The organism is Mycetohabitans sp. B2, assembly GCF_021733735.1.
In the GTDB taxonomy this organism is placed as follows: domain Bacteria; phylum Pseudomonadota; class Gammaproteobacteria; order Burkholderiales; family Burkholderiaceae; genus Mycetohabitans; species Mycetohabitans rhizoxinica.
In genome coordinates this window covers 24,867-48,243 of the sequence record NZ_JAHKSP010000003.1, presented here as the reverse complement: position 1 = coordinate 48,243, position 23,377 = coordinate 24,867, and the positions used below count along the sequence as shown (strand labels likewise).

General features: G+C 63.0%; 23 protein-coding genes and 2 pseudogenes. 9 read left to right on the top strand and 16 right to left on the bottom strand.

Annotated elements, in window-relative coordinates:
• Positions 1-184 precede the first annotated feature (184 nt).
• Positions 185-712 (bottom strand): hypothetical protein, encoded by a 528-nt coding sequence (locus tag KPG66_RS00920; RefSeq protein ID WP_013434024.1) that lies wholly within the window; start codon positions 710-712, stop codon positions 185-187.
• Entirely contained in the window at positions 654-3,398 is a 2,745-nt protein-coding gene (locus KPG66_RS00915) for an ABC transporter transmembrane domain-containing protein (RefSeq protein WP_237069748.1), read from the bottom strand. Before KPG66_RS00915 ends, KPG66_RS00920 begins: the two co-directional genes overlap by 59 nt.
• 244 nt (positions 3,399-3,642) lie before the next feature.
• Here KPG66_RS00915 and KPG66_RS00910 point away from each other — a divergent pair, with 244 nt between their 5' ends.
• On the top strand, positions 3,643-3,903 hold the full coding sequence (locus KPG66_RS00910; protein WP_237069747.1) for a hypothetical protein: 261 nt from the start codon (positions 3,643-3,645) through the stop codon (positions 3,901-3,903).
• Positions 3,904-3,952: 49 nt separating this feature from the next.
• Here the strand turns inward: KPG66_RS00910 and KPG66_RS00905 are convergent, their stop codons facing one another.
• The 6 genes from KPG66_RS00905 to KPG66_RS00880 form a co-directional block, all read right to left on the bottom strand.
• Positions 3,953-4,588, bottom strand: a complete 636-nt coding sequence (locus KPG66_RS00905) for a GNAT family N-acetyltransferase (protein WP_237069746.1) — start codon at positions 4,586-4,588, stop codon at positions 3,953-3,955.
• A 641-nt stretch (positions 4,589-5,229) separates the two neighbouring features.
• Positions 5,230-7,047: a glutamine--fructose-6-phosphate transaminase (isomerizing) gene (gene glmS / locus KPG66_RS00900; protein WP_237069745.1), complete on the bottom strand. Its 1,818-nt coding sequence runs from the start codon at positions 7,045-7,047 to the stop codon at positions 5,230-5,232.
• Positions 7,048-7,107: 60 nt separating this feature from the next.
• Positions 7,108-8,469 (bottom strand): bifunctional UDP-N-acetylglucosamine diphosphorylase/glucosamine-1-phosphate N-acetyltransferase GlmU, encoded by a 1,362-nt coding sequence (gene glmU / locus KPG66_RS00895; protein ID WP_237069744.1) that lies wholly within the window; start codon positions 8,467-8,469, stop codon positions 7,108-7,110.
• Positions 8,470-8,566: 97 nt separating this feature from the next.
• Entirely contained in the window at positions 8,567-9,490 is a 924-nt protein-coding gene (gene ttcA / locus KPG66_RS00890; protein ID WP_237069743.1) for a tRNA 2-thiocytidine(32) synthetase TtcA, read from the bottom strand.
• Position 9,491: 1 nt separating this feature from the next.
• Positions 9,492-9,887 carry a dihydroneopterin aldolase gene (locus KPG66_RS00885; RefSeq protein ID WP_237069742.1) on the bottom strand — a complete coding sequence of 132 codons (396 nt, stop codon included), beginning with the start codon at positions 9,885-9,887 and terminating at the stop codon, positions 9,492-9,494.
• 76 nt (positions 9,888-9,963) lie between these two features.
• Positions 9,964-10,797, bottom strand: coding sequence for an SDR family oxidoreductase (locus tag KPG66_RS00880; protein WP_013434012.1), 834 nt, complete (start codon positions 10,795-10,797; stop codon positions 9,964-9,966).
• Positions 10,798-10,810: 13 nt separating this feature from the next.
• Here KPG66_RS00880 and KPG66_RS00875 point away from each other — a divergent pair, with 13 nt between their 5' ends.
• The gene (locus tag KPG66_RS00875; protein WP_237069741.1) at positions 10,811-12,001 is read left to right on the top strand and encodes a class I SAM-dependent methyltransferase; all 1,191 of its coding nucleotides are present in this window, start codon (positions 10,811-10,813) and stop codon (positions 11,999-12,001) included.
• A gap of 29 nt (positions 12,002-12,030) precedes the next feature.
• Positions 12,031-12,225 (top strand): DUF2905 domain-containing protein, encoded by a 195-nt coding sequence (locus tag KPG66_RS00870; RefSeq protein WP_041752965.1) that lies wholly within the window; start codon positions 12,031-12,033, stop codon positions 12,223-12,225.
• Positions 12,226-12,254: 29 nt separating this feature from the next.
• Here the strand turns inward: KPG66_RS00870 and KPG66_RS00865 are convergent, their stop codons facing one another.
• Positions 12,255-13,232, bottom strand: coding sequence for an AAA family ATPase (locus tag KPG66_RS00865; RefSeq protein WP_237069740.1), 978 nt, complete (start codon positions 13,230-13,232; stop codon positions 12,255-12,257).
• A gap of 218 nt (positions 13,233-13,450) precedes the next feature.
• Here KPG66_RS00865 and KPG66_RS00860 point away from each other — a divergent pair, with 218 nt between their 5' ends.
• Both KPG66_RS00860 and KPG66_RS00855 read left to right on the top strand, forming a co-directional pair.
• Positions 13,451-13,954, top strand: coding sequence for a hypothetical protein (locus KPG66_RS00860; protein ID WP_237069739.1), 504 nt, complete (start codon positions 13,451-13,453; stop codon positions 13,952-13,954).
• Between the two features lie 34 nt (positions 13,955-13,988).
• Positions 13,989-14,810 (top strand): endonuclease/exonuclease/phosphatase family protein, encoded by an 822-nt coding sequence (locus KPG66_RS00855; protein ID WP_041753984.1) that lies wholly within the window; start codon positions 13,989-13,991, stop codon positions 14,808-14,810.
• 70 nt (positions 14,811-14,880) lie between these two features.
• Here KPG66_RS00855 and KPG66_RS00850 read toward each other — a convergent pair whose 3' ends face one another.
• Entirely contained in the window at positions 14,881-15,882 is a 1,002-nt protein-coding gene (locus tag KPG66_RS00850; RefSeq protein ID WP_232509315.1) for an aminoglycoside N(3)-acetyltransferase, read from the bottom strand.
• A gap of 237 nt (positions 15,883-16,119) precedes the next feature.
• Here KPG66_RS00850 and KPG66_RS00845 point away from each other — a divergent pair, with 237 nt between their 5' ends.
• The 4 genes from KPG66_RS00845 to KPG66_RS00830 all read left to right on the top strand — a co-directional run bounded on the left by KPG66_RS00845 (position 16,120) and on the right by KPG66_RS00830 (position 19,331).
• Positions 16,120-16,647 carry a phospholipase D family nuclease gene (locus tag KPG66_RS00845; protein WP_041753982.1) on the top strand — a complete coding sequence of 176 codons (528 nt, stop codon included), beginning with the start codon at positions 16,120-16,122 and terminating at the stop codon, positions 16,645-16,647.
• Positions 16,648-16,838: 191 nt separating this feature from the next.
• Positions 16,839-17,609: a ferredoxin--NADP reductase gene (locus KPG66_RS00840; RefSeq protein WP_013434004.1), complete on the top strand. Its 771-nt coding sequence runs from the start codon at positions 16,839-16,841 to the stop codon at positions 17,607-17,609.
• Positions 17,610-18,089: 480 nt separating this feature from the next.
• On the top strand, positions 18,090-18,254 hold the full coding sequence (locus KPG66_RS00835) for a hypothetical protein (RefSeq protein WP_237069738.1): 165 nt from the start codon (positions 18,090-18,092) through the stop codon (positions 18,252-18,254).
• Between the two features lie 12 nt (positions 18,255-18,266).
• Complete coding sequence (locus tag KPG66_RS00830; RefSeq protein WP_013434003.1) at positions 18,267-19,331, top strand: glycosyltransferase family 4 protein; 1,065 nt, start codon at positions 18,267-18,269, stop codon at positions 19,329-19,331.
• Between the two features lie 19 nt (positions 19,332-19,350).
• On the opposite strand, the pseudogene KPG66_RS00825 reads toward KPG66_RS00830, so the two are convergent.
• The 6 genes and pseudogenes from KPG66_RS00825 to KPG66_RS00800 all read right to left on the bottom strand — a co-directional run.
• Positions 19,351-19,428 (bottom strand): annotated as a pseudogene (locus tag KPG66_RS00825) (H-NS family nucleoid-associated regulatory protein); the annotation flags it as partial.
• 30 nt (positions 19,429-19,458) lie between these two features.
• A pseudogene (locus tag KPG66_RS00820) lies at positions 19,459-20,256 on the bottom strand (Cof-type HAD-IIB family hydrolase); the annotation flags it as partial.
• A gap of 358 nt (positions 20,257-20,614) precedes the next feature.
• Positions 20,615-20,827, bottom strand: a complete 213-nt coding sequence (gene rpsU / locus KPG66_RS00815) for a 30S ribosomal protein S21 (protein ID WP_041752963.1) — start codon at positions 20,825-20,827, stop codon at positions 20,615-20,617.
• A 414-nt stretch (positions 20,828-21,241) separates the two neighbouring features.
• Positions 21,242-21,967: a hypothetical protein gene (locus tag KPG66_RS00810; protein ID WP_237069737.1), complete on the bottom strand. Its 726-nt coding sequence runs from the start codon at positions 21,965-21,967 to the stop codon at positions 21,242-21,244.
• A gap of 163 nt (positions 21,968-22,130) precedes the next feature.
• Complete coding sequence (gene hpaH, locus KPG66_RS00805; protein WP_041753980.1) at positions 22,131-22,931, bottom strand: 2-oxo-hept-4-ene-1,7-dioate hydratase; 801 nt, start codon at positions 22,929-22,931, stop codon at positions 22,131-22,133.
• A 31-nt stretch (positions 22,932-22,962) separates the two neighbouring features.
• The gene (locus tag KPG66_RS00800) at positions 22,963-23,352 is read right to left on the bottom strand and encodes a 5-carboxymethyl-2-hydroxymuconate Delta-isomerase (protein WP_013433997.1); all 390 of its coding nucleotides are present in this window, start codon (positions 23,350-23,352) and stop codon (positions 22,963-22,965) included.
• Between the last annotated feature and the right edge of the window lie 25 nt (positions 23,353-23,377).

Below are 23,377 nucleotides of genomic sequence, written 5' to 3'. Positions count from 1 at the left end.
TCTGGCTCCTGTTGAGCGAATGGCGTGCCCGCTCCGACCCGATGTGCTCGCAGACGAACAAGTTCTTGCAGCCGCCATTGCGGCCAGGCTGCTGCCCCGATCCGATACCCATTTTTATAACGGGCCTGGCAAAAACGCCCGGGTTCAGTGCGACGGGGTGCGTGGCGCGAGCCCGCGGTGGGGGTCACAGCGCCAACGTGCCCGCCGCCGCTTCAGCGCGGTGCCGCGCAATAGCGCGCAGGCAATGCGCGACACATCCAGCCAACGCCTCGTCAAACCACGGTTGGGCCCCCGAGACGCCCACCACGATGCCGTGTTGAGCCACACTGCCCCACAGGTTCGTGTCACCGCGGCGTAAGCGGTGCGGCTGGCTGGACTGGACAAGCTGGCTGTCCATGCCGTGCTCCCACGACAGCCGCGCCTTGGCTCGCGCATATGCGCGGTAGTCGGCGTCCCACTGCGCCGGATCAGGCATCGAATGCTCGTACAGGATCGCGTCCTCGAAGCTCGCGTCGCCAGGACCGAGCGCCGGATCCATCACGACGATATGCAAACACCCGCTTTGGCCGACGACTGTGTTGTGCAGCGCCGCCGACAGCGTTGGCAGCAGCATCTCGATCGCGGCGCTGGCCGCACTACGGTCGGCATACAGACTACCGGTGCGGCGCGGGGCGGATAGGTTCTCTGGCGTGCTGGGAGTGGTCAAGCTCATCAGTCTCTCCTAAATGAGTGGTTAATGCCCTAAGTGCGGCAATCAAATCGACCGCCTTGACCGGCTTGGTCAGATAGCCGCGAAAACCGGCCTCGACGGCACGCGCCCGTTCATACTCGCTTGAGTAGCCGGACAGCGCGATCGCCTCAATCCGATGCACGGCGCCGTCCGGGCGCGCCGCCTCGAGCCGCCTGACGCGGGCCATCATCGAATATCCGTTTTCCTCGCCCAGGTCGATGTCGCAGACCATCACGGCCGGCCAGCTGTCGCGCCGCGTGTGTCCGAGGTAGTCCAGCAGCGCCTGGCCGGATCCGAACGCCACGACCTGGGCCCCGGCACGGGTGAGCAGCGCGGACAGCGCGTCGCGCGCCTCCTCGTGATCATCCACACAGGCCACGCGTACGCCGTCCAGTCGCGCGGTGTCGAGCGCTTGCAATGGTTGCGGCGCGAGGCCGTCAGCGGTGGGCAACTCCGCGATGGCCCGCAGCGGCAACGTGATGTGGATCGTGGATCCGGCATCGTCGCGGCTGCGCAAGATATACCCACGCTGCTCCTCGAGCACGGCCTGGAGTGACTCCAGATCCAACCATGACAACTCCGGTGTCTCGAGATCCGGCGTGCAGATCGACACGCGTGCATCGTTGTCGTGGCGGGCCACGCTCACCTCGATGCGGCTGCCTGCCCCGCCCGCTTCAATGCCGGTGCGGCACAACTGCCAGATAAAGCGCCGCAGCGTCGCCGCGTCGCCAGTGACGATCAGGTTGTCGTCGGTGATGCGCTTGAACAGGCTCGCCTGATGGCGTACCGCGACCTCCTGCAACGCGTCCAGCACGTTGTCGACCAACGCGCCGACGTTGATCGGCAAAAGCGCAAACCGCTGTTCGGTGCGCTCCAACTCGCGCTGCTGCGCCTGCAGCGCCCACATCTGCGCATAGACCCCGCCCTTCTCCAGCAGGCTGGTGTGGGTCCCCTGCTCGACCAGTCGCCCGTGTTCCATGACCAGAATGCGATCGGCATCGACCACGGTCGAGAGCCGGTGCGCGATGATCAGGCTCGTGCGGTGCTCGGCCACGCGCATCAGTTCCTGCTGAATCGCCCGCTCCGAACGGGTATCGAGCGCCGACGTCGCTTCGTCGAACACCACGATCGGCGGTTGTTTGAGCAGCGCGCGTGCAATGGCCACGCGTTGGCGCTCGCCGCCGGACAAGCGCACGCCTCGCTCGCCGACCCGCGTGTCGTAGGCGTCTGGCAGGCGCTCGATGAATTCGTCCAATTGCGCGCCTCGCGCGGCGGCAATAATGTCGGCCTTTGTCGCGTCTTCGCGACCGTAGCCGATGTTGTATGCGATCGTATCGTTGAATAGAATCGTGTCCTGCGGCACGATGCCCAAGGCCGCCCGCAGACTGCGCTGCGTGACTAGCCGCAGGTCCTGCCCGTCGATCGTGATCGATCCCGCATCGGGCTGATACAGGCGAAATAACAACCGGGCCAACGTCGACTTGCCCGAGCCACTGCCTCCCACGACGGCCACCGTCTGGCCCGGCTCAATCCGGAACGAGACATCCCACAAGATCCTGCGACTGGGCTCGTAGCTGAAGTCGACATGCTCGAAGCGGATTTCGCCACCGCGCACTACGAGCGGCTGCGCCGCCGCCGCATCACCGTCCTCGCCTGCCTTGTCGCGCGCATCCAGTAGCGCAAACAACCGCTCCACGTTGGTCAACGCGTCATTGGCCTCGCGGAACACAAAGCCCAGCGTGTTCAGCGGCAGGCTGACTTGGATGATGTAAGCGTTGATTAGCACCAGATCGCCGACCGTCATCGCGCCGCTTACCACGTGCTGGCCAGCCAGCAACATCACCGCCGCGATGCCCGCGCCGATACACGCGCTCTGCCCGATATGCAGCGTGGACAGCGCATATTGGTTCTCGATACCCGCCTCTTGCCATTGCTGCATCACCTGGTCGAGCCGCTTGCGCTCGAAATCCTCGCGCGCAAAGTACTTGACCGTGTCGTAGTTCAGCAGGCTGTCGACGATACGGCTATTGGCCTGGGCTTCCAACGCGTTCATGCGGCGCTGCACCCGCATGCGGCGCTGCGTGAACACCACCGTATAACTCGCGTAGACGGCGAATGTCGCGAAAATGATCAGCGTGAAGCCGCCGCCATACTTGCTGATCACGATGGCGAGCACCGACGCGATTTCGATGAACGTCGGCACGATCGTAAAGACCGCAACCCCCAGCAGGTAACCGATGCCGGCAGTACCCTTCTCCAGGTCGCGTACCACCGAGCCGGTCTCACGCTGCGAGTGAAAGCGCGCGCCCAGGTGATGCAGGTGACCAAACGTGCGCGCGGTATAGTCGGCCACAGTGCGCTGCGTGACTTGCACAAACGTCATGTCGCGCACCTCGCTCAACGCATTCGACGCGAAGCGCACCACGGCATAGCCGAACAGCAACAAGATAGGTATCGCGGCCGGCCGGCTCGTGACATTGCCCAGCGCATCGACGATATCCTTGAGCAGCAGCGGGACCGCCACCGCAGCCGCCTTGGCTAGCAGCAGCAATGATACGGCGCCCAGCACCCGCCCCCTGTGACGCCAAATGGCGTGCCATAGGTCGGTGGCGATCCGGGCGCGCAACCCGCTGCTGCGGGCCGCGCTTGCAAATGTGGACGAAGTCATGGGAGCCAGTTCGGTTTGGCGCGTTACGGCGCCATTGCAAGTTCTGTACCGCCGGGCGGCTTGGCTGCCAATGTGCTGAGGACTGCGTGCCGTGGCGCAACGGCAGCGTAGGCGCCTGGGTCAATTACAGGCATCCCGGTAATGACAGGCAGCTTATTGCAATTTGTGCGGCATGTGCCGAAGCGAAACGAGGCGGCACGAGGGCCGCGATCTCCATCGGCCGGTTTGGCGGTAGACTATTGATATGGATGAATGCCGTTACTGCGGAAAATTTCGCGACGAATGGGATTGCCATGGCCAACAGTGCCGACGGGCCATTGCCAAGGCCCTGCGCCGGCAGCGCGCTGGGCTACCGATGGTGCCCAATACGATCCGCAATGAAATCCCGGCCGGTGCGACGACGCAGCAAGTCATCACGGTATTGTCCCGGCAGCGGTTACGAGCGCGGCGAGGCAACGAGGTGCGGCGCGAATGCAAGGCGATCGACGAGTCGGAACAAGGGTGACGCGCCGCGGACGTCGCCGCACCGCCCGGCCAGGCGCAACGCGTGCTGCCTACGGCTTGCGCGCAAGCTGGTCTCTAGATCCGGCGCACCCCGCCCCCGCGATGCCGACCGGTATCGCCCATGAGCCAGCGCACGATGTTGTGAGCCGCGCGTCAACGCACGCCGACAGCGGGGCCGCAACCGTTGGGTCGGCGCCGCATGGTACACGCCGGAAGTGTAAATAATACTCGTCTTCGGTGACAATTTGGAACCCTTGACGCAGATAGAATCGCGCGGCGCGCTCGTTGAGCTTGAAAGTCTGCAGCTTGACCGCGCGGCCTTCACGATGGGCGGCGTCACATACACGGTGCAGTAGAGTCGTGCCAATCCCCCGGCGCTGGCATGCCGGATCTACTAACAGCAGCGCGACCTCCACCCCGCCGTCTTCGCACACCTGTGTGGACAACACCCCTGCCGCCCGCGACACGCCGTCAACCACGATGGCTTGGCATCGTGCAATCGGGTAGCTCACTCGAAACGCCGTCCGGCGAAAATCATCCTCCCAACCCAGCGTCTGCCTGAAGTAGCCGCTCAGGGCATTCCGGTACAGGTGAAAGAAATATCCGTACTCCTCACGAGTCGCTGCACGCAGCGCGACCGGCAGTATCGCCGGGCCCCGGCTCGAGTCTTCGATTAGCGCATTCATCGTCTTGCCTATTTGGTTTTCTTTGGTCTCCTGTGCGCACCAGATGGCGCACGATGTGGCCCGCGCGCCGTTCTCGGTCCATATCCTGCACCACCGAAACCGCCGACAGTGTGCGAAACCGAGCACAGCCGTCTGATTCGCGCTACAGCAGCGCACCTTTCAACCTAATGAACTGCGGCAAGCCCACGCTACGAGCAACCTGCGTTGCAACAATCCACGCCGCAGCAACCCATACCGCAGTGGCCCATACCGCAGTGGCTTGCGTCAATCCACCGCGCCGCGGCTACTTGCTATGACGACCTGCTGGGTGGCTTGAGCGGATGAATACTTTTGTGCAGCTTGAAGTCCGGCAATGTTCGGGTGTCCGGGCTCGATGCAAGACGGAGAGTCGGCGAATGGTTCGAGGAGGACCTTGAGGTAACCACCGGTGTTGCTCGCCCATGCCGCTAGGCTCCGGTAGGAGCCATCGGTCAGCCCGATACACATCAGCACGCGTCGCCGGGTAGAAGCGAGACAGGCCGGCCGTTGCGCGATATTCCCCGTTTTTTAGCCATGGGTCAATCTGCGCCATGCAGCGCAGCGGCGATCGATCCGGCGCGTGCGGCACACGCCGCGCCGGCACTGGTGTCCTCCATCCTCCCTTACTCCACCGTCACCGACTTAGCCAGATTTCGCGGCTTGTCCACGTCGGTGCCGCGCGCGCAGGCAGTGTGATACGCGAGCAATTGCAATGGCACCACATGCAGGATCGGCGATAGCAACCCATAATGTTCGGGCATCCGGATCACATGCAAGCCTTCATCGTTGACGATTCGCGTATCCGCGTCAGCAAACACATACAACTGGCCACCCCGTGCGCGCACTTCCTGGATATTGGACTTCAGTTTTTCCAGCAGCGCATCGTTCGGCGCGACGGTGACCACTGGCATTGCTTCGGTCACCAGTGCGAGTGGTCCATGCTTGAGTTCGCCGGCCGGATACGCCTCGGCGTGGATATACGAGATTTCCTTCAGCTTCAACGCGCCTTCGAGCGCAATCGGATAATGCATGCCCCTGCCGAGGAACAGCGCGTTTTCCTTGCGCGAAAATTCCTCTGCCCACGCGATGATCTGCGGCTCGAGTGCGAGCACGCTATTGAGCGCCGCCGGCAGGTGCCGCAGCTGCTTTAGGTAATGCGCCTGAAGACTCGCGTCGACATGCCCACGCAGCCGCCCCAGCGTCACCGCGAGCACGAACAGGGCAACGAGCTGCGTGGTGAACGCCTTGGTCGACGCCACGCCGATTTCGGTGCCCGCGTGCGTCAGCAAGCGCAGCGCAGTGAGCCGTACCATCGCGCTGCTCGCCACGTTGCAAATCGCCAGCGTATGTGCGTGTCCGAGCGCCTGCGCATGCTTGAGCGCGGCGAGCGTGTCCGCCGTCTCGCCGGACTGGGAAATCACTACGACCAGTGACCGGGGGTTCGGCACGGAGTCACGATAGCGATACTCGCTTGCGATCTCGACTTGCGTGGGGATTTTCGCGATCGATTCAAGCCAGTACTTTGCCGTCAAGCCGGAGTAGTAACTGGTACCGCACGCAAGGATCAGCAGGCTGTCGATCCCGTGGAACACGTCACCGGCGCCAGCGCCGAACAGCTCGGGATCGAATGCGTCGGTCTGCGCCATCGTGTCGGAGATCGCCCGCGGCTGCTCAAAAATCTCCTTTTGCATGAAGTGCCGGTACGGTCCAAGCTCCACCGCGCCGCCATACGCGTTGACGGTGCGTATCTCCCGCTGCACGAGGCCGCCGTCGCGGTCCGCGATCCGCACGCCGTCCAGCGTCAATTCGACCACGTCGCCTTCCTCGAGAAAAATGAAGCGGTCGGTGCTGCCCGCCAGCGCGAGCGCATCCGAGGCCAGGAAGTTCTCCTGTTGGCCCAGCCCGACCACCAGCGGCGAGCCGGCGCGCGCGCCGCATACCCGATGCGGCTGGTCTTTCGAGAACACAGCAATCGCGTAGGCGCCATGCAATTGCTTCACCGCTTCGCGCACGGCGGCGAACAAGTCACCGCGATACAGGCTGTAGATGAGGTGGGCGATGACCTCGGTGTCGGTCTGCGTCACGAACTCGTAACCGCTCGCGCGCAAGCCTTCACGCAGGGTTTCATAGTTTTCGATGATGCCGTTGTGAACCAGCGCAATCGTGTCGTGCGAGAAGATCGGATGCGCATTGTGCGTGACCGGCGCCCCATGCGTCGCCCAGCGCGTATGCGCGATGCCGGTTTCGCCGGCCAATTGCGTGTCGCGGATTTGCTGGTCAAGGTCCGTCACGCGCGATACGCTGCGGGCGCGCCGGGCGGTGCCATCGACGATGGCGGCCACACCACACGAGTCGTAGCCGCGGTATTCGAGACGTCGCAACCCCTCGACGAGGATCGGGACGATGTTACGTTGCGCTACCGCGCCGACAATGCCGCACATGATGTTTGTCCGTGGAAAATGGAGGGTGAGCGTCGGGCCGTCTTATCGGGCGCCGTGCATTCAGACCTTTTTCTTGGTCGGTCGCGCGTACCCTGGCTTCGCGACCTGCGTTTTCTCGTTCAACACCAGTGCCCCGGCGGGCACGTCGCGCCAGACGGTGGTGCCAGCTGCGATGGTCGAGCCCGAACCCACGACGACCGGTGCGACAAGCTGCGTATCGGAGCCAACGAATACGTCATCGCCGATCAGGGTGCGATGTTTGTGCGCGCCGTCATAGTTGCAGGTGATTGTCCCGGCACCGATGTTCACACGCGCCCCGACGTCGGCGTCGCCGATATAGCTCAAATGGTTGGCCTTCGCGCCCTGCCCGAGCACTGCGTTCTTGACCTCGACGAAGTTGCCCACATGCGCGTCGCTGGACAACACAGCCCCGGGACGCAGTCGCGCATACGGGCCGAGCACGACGTTCTCGCCCACGTGCGCGCCGTCGACATGCGTGAACGCGTCCACGCGCGTGCCAGCGGCGATCGTCGCCTCGCGGATCACGCAGTTCGGCCCGATGCTGACGTGATCACCAAGCACGACTTGTCCTTCGAACACGCAGTTGACGTCGATCGACACCTCGGTGCCGCACGCCAGCGTGCCGCGCACGTCAATGCGCGACGGATCGGTCACCGTGACGCCAGCGTCCAGCAGTCGCAGTGCCTCGTTGCGCTGGTAGACGCGCTCCAAGTCAGCTAATTGTCGCTTGCTGTTCACGCCGAGCGTCTCCCACACGTCGTCCGGCTGCACACCGACGACCTCGACACCGTCTTCGATCGCGCGCTCGACGACGTCGGTCAAGTAGAACTCGCATTGCGCGTTGTCGTTGGTCAACGCGCTCAGCCACACGTCGAGCCGCCCGCTCGGCGAGATGACGATGCCCGTGTTGACCTCGCGGATTTCCCGTTGCCACGGGGCGGCATCCTTTTGCTCGATGATCCGTGTGATGCGTCCGGCGCCATCACGCACGATGCGACCATAACCGTGCGGGTCGTCCAGCGTGACGGTCAGCACCCCATAGCGGCCGTTGGCTGCCGCGTCGGCCAGGCGCCGCAGCGTCGAGGCGCGCGTGAGCGGCACGTCGCCGTACAGCACCAGCGTGGGCAGTGCCGGATCGATGAACGGCAGCGCCTGTTGAACCGCGTGACCGGTACCCCGTTGCTCGGCCTGCAGGGCAAACTGGATATCGGGCGCGGCGACAGCCTCGCGCACGGCCTGGGCGCCATGCCCGACCACCACGACGAGCCGGCTCGGCGCCAGCGCGCGCGCCGTGTCGATGACATGGGACAGCAATGGCCGGCCAGCCAGTGAATGCAGCACCTTCGGCCGCGCGGAATGCATGCGCTTGCCCATGCCGGCTGCAAGAATGACGATATTCACGGCGTCAACGTCCAACGAGTCTTGAAGGGCCGATTTTAGCATCGGGCTTACTGCATTCCGTCGTGCAACCCACACATAGCGTGCCAGCGTTGCGGCTTCACAGCGCGTCCAATGGCACGATCGGCACGGTGCCGCTGTCGGGCGTGGCACAGGGTTCGTCGTCGAACGCGATGTCGCCGTGCGGATCGGCCACGCCCGTCGCGCGTAGCTCGGCGAACGGAAACAGCCGATGATCCATCAGGTGCGACGGCACGACGTCGGCCAGTGCACTAAACATGTTGTCCACCCGTCCGGGGAAGCGCTTGTCCCATTCCTGCAGCAACGTCTTCATCTCGGCGCGCTTCAGGTTCGGCTGGCTGCCGCACAGATTGCATGGGATGATCGGAAATTCACGCAATTGCGCATATTTCTCCAAATCATGCTCCTTCACATAGGCAAGCGGCCGGATCACGATGTGCTTGCCATCGTCGGACTGCAGCTTCGGTGGCATGCCCTTGAGCTTGCCGCCGTAAAACATGTTTAGCAGCACGGTCTGCAGGATATCGTCGCGGTGGTGGCCAAGCGCGATTTTGGTCGCACCCAACTCACCCGCGACGCGGTATAGGATGCCGCGCCGCAGCCGCGAGCACAGCGAGCACGTCGTCTTACCCTCGGGCACGAGGCGCTTGACGATGCTGTACGTGTCCTGATTCTCGACATGAAACGGCACGCCGCGTGCCGCGAGATACTCGGGCAGCACATGCGCGGGAAACCCGGGCTGCTTCTGATCTAAATTGACCGCGACAATGTCGAAATCGATCGGCGCTCGCTCGCGCAGCCGCAGCAGGATGTCCAGCAACGCATAGCTGTCCTTGCCGCCGGACACGCAGACCATCACCTTGTCGCCGGCCTCGATCATGTTGTAGTCAGCAATGGCCTGGCCGGTCTGCCGGGCCAGCCGCTTGAACAGCTTGTTGTTTTCGTAGGCCTGTTTCTGCTCGCGACGGGTCAAGACCCGCACGCCGGTCTCGGGTGCATGCATGTCAGGCTTCCTTGATACGGATGACTTCGACGCCCACCGACTCGCAATCGGAGTAGACGTCCGGCTTCTCGGTCGATACGCGCACCGCTCGCACTTTCGGATGCGCCAGCATCGCGGCGGCAACGTCATCGCAAAACGTTTCTTGTAAATGGACGTGCCCGCGCGAGACCCGTTGGGCAATGGTCGAGCGCATGAAATCGTAGTCCACGACTTCGGCCAGCTTGTCGGCGCGCGGCGTCGATTCGGCCAGCGGCACGAACAGGTCGATGTTGACGATGACGCGCTGCTCGGCGCGTTTCTCGAAATCATGCACGCCAATGTTGATGTAAATCTCGTAGTTGCGCAGGAACAGGCGTCGACAGTCTGCGAGGCTCGGGTGCGAAAGGGCGGAGAGCATGGGCGATCCAGTCAAAAGTGGGGGCAGTGGCCGCGCGACACGGCTCGGCCCGGCAGTAGGCACGCACGCATCGCGCTCACGCACCCGTCATAAACATCACGTCGCGCGGCGACGGCACGAGGTGCTGGCCGCCATCGACCAGCAGCGTCGCACCCGTCACACCGCGCGCGTCGGCCAGGTAGCACACCGCCTCGACCACGTCGGCCGGCGTCGATGCGCGTCCAAGCGGCGTGCGCCGATGCGCGTCGACAAAGCTTTCATCGGTCTGACTACCGGAGCGCAGCGTAAGTCCGGGCGCGACGGCCACGACCCGCAGCTTCGGCGCGAGCGCCTGGGCCAGCGCCACGGTGGCCGCCTGCAGCGCGGCTTTCGTCAACGTATACGACAGATAGTCCGGATTCATGTTGTATAGCTTCTGGTCGAGCACGTTGATGACCGAGCCGCGCAACGTCTCGTCGTCGCGCGCCGCCTCCGGCATCGATTCGTGCAGTGCCCGCGCAAGCGTTAGCGGCGCGCCGACATTGATCGCCGTCATGTTCAGCAATTTGCCGTATCCGAACGTGGCTGCCGTATCCTCGTCAAACAGCGACGCGTTGTTCACCACGCATTCGATGCGCCCGAGCGCGGCGATGCTATCAGGCACCAGGCGCCGCACCTGCGCCTCGTCGGCCAGATCGGCGCGCAACGCGACAGCACGCCGGCCCAGCGCCTGGATGTCGGCGACCAGCGACTGCGCGTCGGCCTCGGACGTATGGTAGTGGAGTGCAATGTCCCAGCCTCGCGCGGCCATGCCGAGCGCCAGCGCACGGCCGATGCGCCGTGCCGCGCCGGTTACCAGTGCGGCACGGCGCGCGGGCGGCGCACAAGAGGGGGAAGCCGGATGCTGACCGGCGCACGACGGGTCGCTCATTTACAATGCCGGAATGAAGCCGAATACGACGCAACCTGATAGTTTACCTGTTCCTGGCGATACCGCGCTCGCCCATTTGCGCGCGTTAGTGCAGCACATCGCCAAGCAAATCTGCGCGGCCGGAGGCTGGCTGCCATTCGACCGGTACATGGAACTCGCGCTCTATACACCGGGCCTGGGTTACTACAGCGGCGGCTCGGTCAAGTTCGGCCGCGGCCCCGACGACGGTAGCGACTTCATCACGGCGCCGGAACTCTCGCCGCTGTTTGCGCAGACGTTCGCCAAGCCGGTGGCCGACGTGCTCGGCGCCACTGGCACGCGTCATGTCGTCGAATTCGGGGCGGGAACCGGTAAGTTCGCCGCCGGCCTGCTGCGCACGTTGCATGCGCTCGGTGTCGGGTGCACGCGCTACACGATCGTGGAATTGTCCGGCGAGCTGCGCGCGCGTCAGCGCGAGTGCATTGCGCAGACGGCACCGCAGTTCGCCTCCTGCGTCGAATGGATCGATGCGCTGCCCGAGCGCGTGGATGGCGTGATCGTCGGCAACGAGGTGCTGGACGCCATGCCGGTGCGGCTGTTCGCGCGGCAGGATGGCTGCTGGCATGAACGCGGCGTCGCCGTGGCGGATGCGAGTCGCTTTGTGTTCGCCGACCGACCCCTGGCCGCCACCGCTGTGCCGGCCACACTGGCGTGCGTCCCTGGCCAGCACGACTACGTGACCGAGACACACGAAGCGGCAGCCGCGTTTGTGCACACTGTGTGCTCGGCGCTCGGCCGCGGCGCCGCGCTGTTCGTCGACTATGGTTTCCCGGCCGCTGAGTATTACCATCCGCAGCGCACGGAGGGCACGCTGATGTGCCACTACCGGCACCGCGCACACGGCGATCCGTTCCTCTACCCCGGCTTGCAGGACATCACCGCGCATGTGCAGTTCAGCGCCATCGGGCAGGCAGCCCGCGACGCGGGCGCGCATTTGCTCGGATACACGTCGCAAGCGCGCTTTCTGATGAACGCGGGCATTACGGACTCGCTTGCGCAACTGGATCCGGCCGACCCAGCCCGCTTCCTGCCTGCGGCCAATGCGGTACAGAAGCTGCTGTCCGAGGCGGAGATGGGCGAACTGTTCAAAGTAATCGCGTTTTGCCGTGGCTTTGATGGCGCACTGGACGCGTTTGAGCGCGGCGACCGTTCGCACATGCTGTGACCCTGTGACCCCCTGAGGCTGGCCTATCCATGTTCCGCTGGCTGCTCACCACCTTCATTGCAACCGCGATCCTTAGCGCGAGTTGGCCCTGGCTCGCCCGCCTGGGCATCGGTCGCTTGCCCGGGGACTTCACGCTCAGCTGGCGCGACCGCCGCCTGCCGTTGCCATTCATGTCAACGCTGCTGTTGACGCTGCTGGGCTCGCTGCTCGTGCGGCTGCTCTAGCCGCCGCGCGGCGCGCGGCCCGGGCAGCGTCAGAAACCGATCGAGCGTCTGTGTGCGTGGCGATCGAGTACCACGTCGTGTGCGCTCACCGCATTGCGCCCCGCCAGCCGCGCATTGCCGAAGCCGTGTACGATGGCGCGCCGCATCGCGCGCGGCGACAAGGTGGACAGCACGTCCAGCGGCGCCTCTTCGAGCGCTGGCGGAAAACGCGCGCCCCATGCGTGCGATTCGCGGATCTCCGAGTAGATCGACTGGGCAATACGGCGCGCGCCATCGCGATCCGGCGCCGGGATCTCATAGACGTTCATCCGGTTTAGGATCGGCTCCGGAATGCGATGCACGTCGTTGGCCGTGGCCACCCAAAGAACACTGGATGCATCGATGGGCACTTCGGCAAACTCGTCGATGAACGACTGCGCGGTGTCGTGCTCGAGCAGCGCATACAGCGCGCCGAGTGGATCGTACTGTGCATCGCCGCCGGCCTTGTCGATTTCGTCGACCAGCACCAGCGGGTTCGCATAAGCGCCGTTGACCAGCGCATCGAAGACCTTGCCTGGCTTGGCGTTTTTCCACTGCGATGACGCCCCGGACAGGATCCAGCCCGCCGTGAGCGAGCTCATCGCGACATAGTGATAGCCAGTGCCGACCAGGCGCGCGAGTTGCCGGGCAAAGTGCGTCTTGCCGATGCCGGGTTCGCCCAGCAGGAGCATGGGCATCAGTTCGAGCCTGTCGTCGGTCTCGGCCACCAGCGCAATCTGCTTGCGCACGTCCTCCAGCGGCTCGTTAAAGTTCGGGGACTCGTCAAGGAGCGCATCGATTGACGGCAACCGGTTGGGCTTGACGCAAAAGCGCAATGCGCCAACTTTCAGCATTTTCTCGTAGGTGCTTCGCAGCGCCTCGCTGGCGCCATCGGACAAGTCATGCAAGGCCGTCTCGACCTGGGTTAAGTCATAGATCGGCTTGAATGCCGCCACCGCGATTTCCTGCCTGACCATAGCGGTAGTCATATTCACCTCCTCTGCTGCCATGCCGCCCCGCGCGGCGCCAATTCAGTGTATCGGCGTCAATAAGTTGTGCAAGCTAGCAGTCGCGCGGCGCTGCTGCCAACGCCGCGTCGTGCCCGCGCGCGTGGCCAAACCCCGCTATCATGACTGTTTCGCGCATGCAGAACTTGGGCGCCGTGCGGAGCATGAACCCATCGTGGCGATCCAGGTCGGAATCCCTTATGACAAGTCTGTTGAATGCTCTTCGTCCCCTTGCCACAGGCGTGCTGCTGGCCTCGGCCGCCGCCATGGCATACGCGCAGGATGGCCCGCCGAAGGTGCGCTGGGATGTTGAAGTCGTGCAGGATGGGCGCAGCGTCGACCATTTTGGCGCAACGACCACGGTCGGCCAAGCGAAGTCGCAGACGCACAAGCGCAGCGTCGTGCATGAGAGCGGCTGCCAGAACCAACCGGTGACCAACATCAAGTTATCGCGCACGCTGACCGTGTCGCCGACCCACGTCGACGGCGACAAGGCAGTCCTGTCGCTGGACGTGCAGGAGATCTTCGAGGATCCGCGTGCCGCGCAGAGCGCCGACGGTTGTGCGCTGCCACCGCAGCCGCGCCGAGTCACCGCTGTCCATCCCGGCCTGGTCGTGCCGCCCGGGCAAACGGTATCGTGGAAGCTGGTGGACCATGGCCCGCAACTCATCTATCGCGTACAGGCGAGCATCGTGGACCAGTGAGCGGGTGATGAACTCGCGTGAAGATGGTCGAGCGATGCGACCCGACGATACCTTGCCTAGCGTGCCGTGCACCGGCGACAAGGAATTCATTGCCGTCAGTTGGAATTTGCACAAGGGCCGCTCGCCGCTCGGCCTGCAAGCATGGCAATCGATGCAACGCTGGATGCAGGCAACGCCGGCCGACGTGTACTTCCTGCAGGAGGCCATGGCGCGCCGGATGCCTGCGCCCGTGCTGGCCAGTAATGGCTTCGGCGAGCCACTGCAGGGCGCGCTCACTGACGTATGGCAATGCCAGGCTACCGAAATAGCGCAAGCATTGCGCTTGCAGCTGACGCTCGGGCCAAACGTGTTCAAGCCATCGTGGCGACACGGCAATGCAATCCTGTCGCCGCATCCGCTCGACCTGGGCGGGCGCTGGGACATTTCCGCGCACCGCTTCGAAAAGCGGGGTTTGCTGGTGGCGCGCGCCACGCTTTACAACACGCCGGTCACGCTGCTATGCGTCCATCTGGCGCTCACCCGCCAGTCGCGATTGCGCCAGATGCACTGGATCGCGCATTGGATTGCCCGCGAAGCCGCAACCGGCCCATTGGTGCTCGCCGGCGATTTCAACGACTGGAAGAACGACTCAGAGCCGTTATTTGCCGAGATCGGTTTGCGTGAGGTGGCCTCGACGCTGGGCGAGGCCGGCAAGACGTTTCCTGCATTCTCGCCCGCGCTGGCGCTGGACAAGATGTTCGTGCGGGGCGTCACGCCAGTGCAATGGCTCGAGCCCGCGCCCCGCACCGCGTGGTTATCGGACCACTTGCCGTACATGGCGCGGCTGCGGCTGGACTACCTAGAGGCAGCCGGGTAGCGGATTATTGTTCGCGCACGTCATGCAGCAGCCGGTCCATGGTGGCGGCGCCCGAGTCCACCGTGGCCGATTAGCCAGGAGGGAGTTGGCCCTTCCAAGTGTGGATCGCAAAGTCAACCGCCTCACGACCAGAAAAGAGCATGCTGCGCGCATTACCCACGCTGAATGTCTTGACTGCCCCGCGGTCTTTCATTGCCCGGCCCACTGGCAGGAAATGTTCGGAGTCGAGAAGGGCAGGAGCCTCGTAGACTGCCCACCGCCTGACACCGTTCTCGAGGATCGGCGAGCCTTCCCGCGTTTTCGGTCTGTTCGGCCACGCCCGTTGCTCCGCTAGGTGGAGCAGCGTACAAACGTCGAAGTCTACGCCCAGAAGGAGAACACAGGCGTCTGCGTCATAAAGCTTGGCCAAGGGTGACCTTTCACCCAGCGGGCTCTCGAGTGCATGGTCGGCTGTGATCTGATCGGCTCGCGGCCCGATTGCAGCAAACGAGCAGGTGGGGTGCAAGCTGCGGCGGGCGCCGGGCCAAGTACGAAACAGCTCAGCCACGGCACCCATATTGCGAGTTGGCGTTGTCGCCGGATCGTACGCCGGCATTTCCTCGCGCAGGGTCTCCACCCAATTGGAGGGCACGGGCGGCGCTTCCCATTCTGCAGGATCGGTCAGATGGGCAGTGTGTGTTGGCATGACCAGCGTCCCGTTAGGCCCGATGCAGTCCATCAGCGCTTGAATGACGGCCACGGCTGCGCCTGCGACCCACCCAAGCGAGCTGAGGGACGAGTGCACGAGAATCGTACTGCCTGCCGTTACGCCCCCTTCTGCGAGCTGCCGAGCGAGACTCGATCGGGTTCGCGGTGCAGGGGTTTTTAGGATGAGGTTATGTTCGGTCATCACCGCATCCGTCAATCGAGGTGCGTCCTGGAGCACAGGCTGCTGACTAAGGTATTCATGCGCGTTCGGCCTGGACTGCGCACGGGCTTGAGACATCAGCGCGCCCAACGGCAACGCGAGTGCGCCCTTGAAGACAGATGACGTGAACGCGCGGCGGCAACCGCGAAAGAAAGGTCGTTTCATGCTCGGCTCCTGTGGTTGACCGTCCAACAGCACGACAATCTTATCTTGTCGCGATACCTGAGCATCAGATATCGCGCGAGCCATTGCAAGATCTGTTTTTGGCTCATGCCGGCGCGCGGAGCCGTGCCAGTTCCACTGCGCCATCGCCGTCCGGGCCCCCACTTCTGCATCGCGCCGACTTAGGCTATTTCGCAAAAACGATATATGCCGACCGATATCCGGCTAAAATTGCCGCCCATGAAAAAGTTGTTTTATGCCTTCGTGGTGCTCGTGTGCGCCACATCGTTTGTTGATGCAGCGCCGGTGCGTCTCGACAAGGCGACTGTTGACACGTATTTCTCGCCCAACGGCGGGGCCGGCGAAGCGGTCGCAGCGCTGATCGGCGGCGCAAAGCGCCGCGTATGGCTGGCCGGCTACGCGTTCACGTCGCCCGAGATTGCCAAGGCGCTGCGCAATGCGCGGGTGCGTGGCGTGCAAGTGCGAGTGGTGCTGGACAAATCTAACGAAACCGGAAAATACAGCGGGGCAACGTACCTGTCTAATGCAGGTATCGACGTGCGAATCGACTCCCAGTATCCAATCATGCACCACAAGTTCATCGTCGTGGATGACTTGGTTGCGTTCGGTTCGATGAACTTCACGCGAGCAGGTGATCGCAAGAACGCCGAGAACTTTAACGTGTTCCGTGGCGCGCCCGCCCTAACCAGCGCCTATGCTGCCGAGTTCGATCGGCTGTACGCGGAATCTAAGCCGTATCGGCGTTAAGCGGCGCAGCCGCGTGGTTGCTATGGAGACAGGGACCCATCGCGCGGCGTGCGTCACCGCCGCTATCGGCGCGCCCTTGTCCGAATATCGAATAAATTTGCCGTAACGCGGTAAAATAGCCTCTTATTCAATATTTTGGCCGGACCGTCGCGCGTGCCGGGCCCGACGGCCATCGATCCGATCGAGACACCATGAGCAACCTGACTCAACAAACCGTTCTCAGCGTGCATCACTGGACTGACACGCTGTTCAGCTTCACTTGCACGCGCGACCCGGGCTTTCGGTTCGATAATGGTCAGTTCACGATGGTCGGTCTGGAGGTGGATGGCAAACCGCTGCTGCGCGCGTACAGCCTGGCGAGCGCGAACTACGAGGAAAACCTCGAGTTCTTGAGTATCAAGGTGCAGGACGGCCCGCTCACGTCGCGGCTGCAGCACCTGAAGGTGGGCGACTCAATCTACATCGGCAAGAAACCGACCGGCACGCTGGTAGTCGACAACTTGTTGCCTGGCAAGACGCTGTGGCTGCTATCCACCGGCACCGGCCTGGCTCCGTTCATGTCGGTTATCAAGGATCCGGACGTCTACGATCGCTACGAGAAGATCGTGCTCACGCATACCTGCCGTTTCGTCGACGAACTTGCGTATAAGGAGTACATCACCGAGCACTTGCCGCAGCATGAGCACATTGGTGAGCTGATCCGCGACAAACTGATGTATTTCCCGACCGTGACGCGCGAGCCGTTCCAGAATCGCGGCCGCATCACGGCGCTGATTGAAACGGGCGAATTGTTCGAGCGGCTCGGCGTACCGGCGTTCTCGGTCAACAACGACCGCATCATGCTGTGTGGCAGCCCGCACATGCTGCGCGACACACGGCAACTGCTCGATGGCATGGGCTTCACCGAAGGCAGCAATTCGGCTCCGGGCCACTATGTGGTCGAGAAAGCCTTTGTCGGCTGACACACCGGCCCGCGGCAAATCGTCGCCATCCTTGCCTCTCTATTGAGGAAATCACCGGAGCGGCTTTGCCGTTCTGGTTTTTTTCGTGCGCCCGGCAAAGCGCTGGCCTGACGAACAGGAAGCGGATACGAGGCAACGCATTGGGTGAGACAGCGTAAAAAGTCAAAGCCCGAAATTTGCCCCGCACGCGCGTCACGGCAGATGATGCCGCCGCCCCCGCAACAAGCCGAACTGCAGGCCGTCCAACCGCCCATATGACGAAACGTGCCGATAGCCGGTAACGGCAAGCAGTAAGACCGGTGACCGTGCGGGTGCACCGCCACATGCCGCCCATAGAAAAACGGCCTGCCTAGGTCGAAGTAGCGGGGCATCGGTCCGTCATGGTGACAACGTACAAATTTCCTACACGAGCGCGGTGCAAATCGGAATGCAATGTTATGCCGATGTTTCGTGCTGTAACAATATTAAGGGTTTGAAAAATTGCTCGAATTCCTCGCTCTCGCCTCGATAATGAAACTTCCGATCGCGATGTCGCGATCCGTCGGGCTGACCGCGACTGCGGCACGCCGGCAGCCCGATTCGCCGATTTTTTCCGCGTTGCCCACACGCAGCGCCTTTAACGAGGCGCAGGGCGATTTTTCGTAAGGAGAGCACGCAATGCGTATCGCACAAATCGCACCGCTGCACGAAGCCGTGCCGCCCAAACTCTATGGAGGCACCGAGCGCGTGGTGTCATACCTGACGGAAGGGCTGGTGGAGCTGGGGCACGATGTGACACTGTTCGCGAGCGGCGATTCGCGTACTTCGGCACGCCTTGAAGCGGCATGGCCCCGCGCATTGCGCTTGGACCCGTCCATTCGCGACTGGATGGCGCCGCATATATTGATGCTTGAACAGGTGCGCCGCGTGGCCCACGAGTTCGACATCTTGCATTTTCACCTCGATTATTTGCCGTTTCCCCTGTTCTCGCAGATCGACACCCCGTTCGTCACCACGCTTCACGGACGCCTAGACCTGCCGGAGCTGCAACCGATCTTCGACAGCTTCCCGCAGGCACACGTCATTTCGATCTCGGATTCGCAGCGCGGGCCGCTACCGCGTGCTGGGTGGGTCGATACCATCCATCACGGGCTACCGGAAAGCCTGCTCGTGCCGCAAACCGACATCAAGCCGACGTACTTGGCGTTCCTGGGCCGCATCTGCCCGGAAAAGCGCGTCGATCACGCGATCCGCATCGCCGCACAGGCCGGTCTGCCGCTGAAAATCGCCGCCAAGGTCGACAAGGTCGATCGCGAATACTTCAAGAGCGAAATCGAGCCCCTGCTCTCACTCGGCGATGTCGAGTTCATTGGCGAAATCAACGAAGCACAAAAGCCGGCTTTCTTGTCCGGTGCGAAGGCGTTGTTGTTCCCAATCGACTGGTGCGAGCCGTTCGGGCTGGTCATGATCGAATCGATGGCATGTGGCACGCCGGTGATCGCTTTCAACCGCGGCTCAGTGCCCGAGGTGGTCGAGCACGGCGTAACCGGCTTCATTTGCGAAGATGTCGACGGCGCGGTAACCGCGTTGTCGCAGGTAGAGGCGCTGTCTCGCAAACAAATCCGCGCGCGCTTCGAGCAGCGCTTCACGGCGCGGATCATGGCACAGCATTACGTCGACGCGTATGCGTCGCTGGCACGCGGCGCGCGCCAGCCGATGCTGCGCAAGGTCGCGACCGGCTGACAGAGGCGCCCGCGTGGCGTCACGGGATTAAGAAACGCTCACGGTTCTTGCCCGCGATCCATTTGGGCGGCTTGCCGCAGTCGCTCCATGTTTTGCCGGTGCGCAGGCCCTGATACTCGCGCTGCGGCGCGAACAATGCGCGCAAATGGTGGGCGACACCGGCCTCGAAATTGTTGCCGATGCACGGGACATGGGGTAGCCGCGCGATCAATCCGGGATTGGCGTTGCCCATCATGAACGGGTGTCCGACCGACTCCAGCATGTCGATGTCATTCATGTTGTCGCCGAACGCAATGCACCGTTCGGCGGGTAGGCCAAGCTGCTCGAGCACGAATGCCAGCGCACGTCCCTTCGACACGCTGGCGGCCATCACCTCGAGGCAATCGGGCAGCGAATACGTCACGTACAACGCATCACCGAAATGCCAAGCCAGGTTACGCTCGACCACGCCCAGGTCAGCGGCATCCCCGATGTACAGTACCTTCGCCACTCCTTGACCATCATGTGTCGCGAGGTTGGCCACCTCGTAGCGAAATCCGGAATCCTGATGGAACGCCAACAGCTGAGGCGCTTCGCGATCGATCAGCCATGCATCGTCGACAAACAAGTTGACGATGACACGGCCGTGCGTGCCGGCGATATGGGGCGCCACCAGTTGCTTGACGATATCCGGGGGTAGGTCGTGCGCGTGGAGGCGGTTGTCCCGCGCATCGTGCACACGCGCGCCGTTGGAAGTGACCAGATACGGCCGGATGCCGAGCCGGTCGCGGATCCCTGCCACGTCGCGGAAATGCCGCCCGGTTGCGATCACGAAATGCAGGCCATGCGCTTGCAACTCCTGCAGCGTGGCGACAGTAAACGGATCGACCTGGTGATCGCTATCGAGTAGCGTGCCGTCCAGATCAGTGGCAATGACTTGGTACATAGATAGGTCACTGAGAGCAAAGCACGCCGGCGCGATACGGCCATGCACGCATGGCGCGCGGGCGAGCCGCGCGCGAAACGCGCTAAAGCATACCACTTTAACGTCACTTCAACGCGGCACGCTCGACGATTGTGCAACGGCCATCGACGCCAGGTGCAACGCGCCATCAACCGAATCTCCGGCCGGCGGTACGAGGCGCGCCCTCACCTCGGCTCCGACATATTTCGCCATCGGCAACGCCAGACCGCCACACCTCGGACCCCACATCATCGACGCCCAGACGACAAACGGCCCATGTCCGGTGGACATGGGCCGTTTGAATCGATGCGATGCGCCTGGGGGCGGACCGGCAAGCCGTTTAGTGGAGCTTCTTCGGCAGTTGCTGGCTACGCAGGCGACGCTGCAGGCGCTTGACCGCGGCGGCCTTCTTGCGCTTGCGCACAGCCGTCGGCTTTTCGTACGACTGGCGCTCGCGCAACTCAGCGATCAGGCCATTGCGCTCGATGGTCCGGCGAAAGCGGCGGATCGCCACTTCGAACGGCTCGTTTTCCTTGATAACAATCGTGGTCATGTTGTCCCTGGCTGGTTCAATACGTTCATCGCCCTGTCGCCTTGCATCGCCACTTCCCACCCCCCGCTTACGCAACGACGCGTCGACACGGAGAGGCCCAATGGACACCACAGCCGTATTGACGCGCCCGGAAAACCGGACTACAACTGCGCTGGCCGCACGATGGCGGGCCCTCAGGGAATACGGGGGGAAGCAAACGCGCAGGCGGGCGCGATGAGAAGCGGTGGAACACCGGAACAGGTCAACCGGGACACCCTTCTCACTTTAAAGCGAGGGAGAATAGCATAAACCGCCGCGTTTTTCCAGCGTCCCAGATGACACGCAGTGTGAATCATCGTCGCAACAATCGGCGCCGCTGTCGGTGTACGTCGGGCCGCCACGCCTGGATCGGGTACAGGCGGGCACGTGACCCCACTATTGCTTTTCCATGACGAGCAGAATGCTGGATTTATCGGGAGTCTGGACAAATATTTCCAGTTGCGTATCGCGCATCATGGCGAACCCGCTTGCCGGAGTATTCGGGTAGGCGCAACCGGCACCGCCATCAAAATTCAGCGTCGCGTCATAGACGTTACTGGACACGCGCGGCGCGAGCGTACCAGAAAACTGACACTGCTGTGCCAGGCCGGCGATTTCCCCCTTGGCGTCCACGGTGAAGCGCACGGCATCGAAATCGACTTGTGTTCCCCGGTGAGTCATCCCCACGCCGCAAAAGCTGCCGGTCGCGGCCACCAACGTCGCCCGGGCCCAGTGCGAATCGTAGCGCGCATTCAGTTGCGCCGTTCTGCCGTCCGCATAGGACGCCTTAGCCGCGATCGTTTGGCCAGCCGCGTACATGCCGCTCCAGGTCAGCGCCGTCACGCCCGGCTCGCCGTAGTTGTAGTCGATGCCGCTGCCCTGGGCGACTTTCCCGTCGATCGATGCGATCGTGCCCGCGACCACGCCGGCCAGCGCACTCGGTATGTCAGCCTTCATGTATCGCACATAGAAACGACCGTCGTCCAGCACCAGGATCCGGGCGGACTGTCCGTTCCAGGTTCCCGAATACGGACCCGCGATAACCGTGGGCGACACCTGGCTACCGTCGCACGCCGCCACCGCCACACTCAATGCCCCTACCACCGCCATACTTGCTCTCATTTTTTCCTCACTTGTCGAGCGTCCACGTGTTTGCGACCGATAATTGCAAGAATTGAAAGAAGTCGACTCTAGAAAATGGCTGAATTGGCTTTACGTGCGGCTGTCCAGCGTAGTCATGCTCGCGCTACGGTACGCGGCGCGAAGACATTGCCGGCCAATTCGGTCAACCGAAGTAGCACGAGATCGCGCCAAGCGGTCCATAGTCGACGTTGAATGTATCGCCCTTGCAAGCCAGGCACGGCCGCGTGAACGAGCCGGCGAGTACCACGTGGCCTGGCTCCAGCGCGACGTCGAACGGATGCAGCTTGTTCGCCAACCACGCGACGCCGTTAGCGGGATGGTTCAGCACACCTGCGGCCACGCCGGTTTCCTCGATCGTACCGTTGCGCGACATGATCGCAGCAACCCAGCGCAGGTCGACGTCGCATGGCTTGACCGGCCGGCCGCCGAGCACCACGCCGGCATTCGCGGCATTGTCCGCGATCGTGTCGTACACCTTGCGCGGGCGCTTCGTGTCCGGGTCGATCGCGTGACTGCGCGCGTCGATGATCTCCAGCGCCGGAATCACGTAGTCGACCGCGTCGTAGACGTCGAACAGTGTGCATGCCGGACCGCTGAGTCGCTTACCCAGCACGAACGCAAGTTCAACTTCCACGCGTGGCACGATGAACCGATCGATCGGCACGCTCGAGCCTTCGCCGAAGAACATGTCGTCGAGCAGCGTTCCATAGTCCGGTTCGTCGATCTGCGACGAGTACTGCATGGCCTTGGATGTCAGGCCGATCTTGTGCCCCTTGACCATGCGTCCGCGCGCCAGCTTCTTGGCGACCCATGTGCGCTGAATCGCATAGGCGTCCTCGACGGTGATCTGCGGATATTCGAGCGAAATTTGCCGGATTGGCGTGCGCGAACGCTCGGCCTCGTCCAACTGCGTCGCAATGTGCTCAATGAGGGTCTCTTCCATGCGGCGTCCAGGATTCAGAAGGAGGTCAAGCTCACGCACGGCGGTACCGCGCATGGACGTTGTTATGCTTATAGGTGCCGGCTTCGCTGAATTCGACCACCTCCAGCGACAACGCCAGATAGCGCGTGGCGAACAGCGCAGCAAAATGGGCGTCGATCGCCGCGAACAGCGCATCGCATGCTTTTTTCTTCGTCGCCTCGTCGCGACCCGCGCCGATCTTCAGTGTCACATGGACGAACGCATCGTCGCCGCTGCCGTCGGCAATCCGATAGTCGTCCAGCGCGATCGCCCGCGAACGGATCCCGCCGATTGGGAACACCCCGCTTTGCGCAATCAGCGTGTTGTTGATCGTGGCGAGAAGCTCGCCAATGCGGGCATCGGCGCGCAGATTGGCCGTATATTCGACAATGACATGAGGCATCGATCCACTCCTGGGTCAACAGTCC

Coding starts and splice junctions, on each gene's coding strand:
- KPG66_RS00920 (WP_013434024.1), bottom strand. CDS start 712: ATGAGCTTGACCACTCCCAGCACGCCAGAGAACCTATCCGCCCCGCGC.
- KPG66_RS00915 (WP_237069748.1), bottom strand. CDS start 3,398: ATGACTTCGTCCACATTTGCAAGCGCGGCCCGCAGCAGCGGGTTGCGC.
- KPG66_RS00910 (WP_237069747.1), top strand. CDS start 3,643: ATGGATGAATGCCGTTACTGCGGAAAATTTCGCGACGAATGGGATTGC.
- KPG66_RS00905 (WP_237069746.1), bottom strand. CDS start 4,588: ATGAATGCGCTAATCGAAGACTCGAGCCGGGGCCCGGCGATACTGCCG.
- glmS (WP_237069745.1), bottom strand. CDS start 7,047: ATGTGCGGCATTGTCGGCGCGGTAGCGCAACGTAACATCGTCCCGATC.
- ttcA (WP_237069743.1), bottom strand. CDS start 9,490: ATGCATGCACCCGAGACCGGCGTGCGGGTCTTGACCCGTCGCGAGCAG.
- KPG66_RS00885 (WP_237069742.1), bottom strand. CDS start 9,887: ATGCTCTCCGCCCTTTCGCACCCGAGCCTCGCAGACTGTCGACGCCTG.
- KPG66_RS00880 (WP_013434012.1), bottom strand. CDS start 10,797: ATGAGCGACCCGTCGTGCGCCGGTCAGCATCCGGCTTCCCCCTCTTGT.
- KPG66_RS00875 (WP_237069741.1), top strand. CDS start 10,811: ATGAAGCCGAATACGACGCAACCTGATAGTTTACCTGTTCCTGGCGAT.
- KPG66_RS00870 (WP_041752965.1), top strand. CDS start 12,031: ATGTTCCGCTGGCTGCTCACCACCTTCATTGCAACCGCGATCCTTAGC.
- KPG66_RS00865 (WP_237069740.1), bottom strand. CDS start 13,232: ATGACTACCGCTATGGTCAGGCAGGAAATCGCGGTGGCGGCATTCAAG.
- KPG66_RS00860 (WP_237069739.1), top strand. CDS start 13,451: ATGACAAGTCTGTTGAATGCTCTTCGTCCCCTTGCCACAGGCGTGCTG.
- KPG66_RS00855 (WP_041753984.1), top strand. CDS start 13,989: ATGCGACCCGACGATACCTTGCCTAGCGTGCCGTGCACCGGCGACAAG.
- KPG66_RS00850 (WP_232509315.1), bottom strand. CDS start 15,882: ATGAAACGACCTTTCTTTCGCGGTTGCCGCCGCGCGTTCACGTCATCT.
- KPG66_RS00845 (WP_041753982.1), top strand. CDS start 16,120: ATGAAAAAGTTGTTTTATGCCTTCGTGGTGCTCGTGTGCGCCACATCG.
- KPG66_RS00840 (WP_013434004.1), top strand. CDS start 16,839: ATGAGCAACCTGACTCAACAAACCGTTCTCAGCGTGCATCACTGGACT.
- KPG66_RS00830 (WP_013434003.1), top strand. CDS start 18,267: ATGCGTATCGCACAAATCGCACCGCTGCACGAAGCCGTGCCGCCCAAA.
- rpsU (WP_041752963.1), bottom strand. CDS start 20,827: ATGACCACGATTGTTATCAAGGAAAACGAGCCGTTCGAAGTGGCGATC.
- KPG66_RS00810 (WP_237069737.1), bottom strand. CDS start 21,967: ATGAGAGCAAGTATGGCGGTGGTAGGGGCATTGAGTGTGGCGGTGGCG.
- hpaH (WP_041753980.1), bottom strand. CDS start 22,931: ATGGAAGAGACCCTCATTGAGCACATTGCGACGCAGTTGGACGAGGCC.
- KPG66_RS00800 (WP_013433997.1), bottom strand. CDS start 23,352: ATGCCTCATGTCATTGTCGAATATACGGCCAATCTGCGCGCCGATGCC.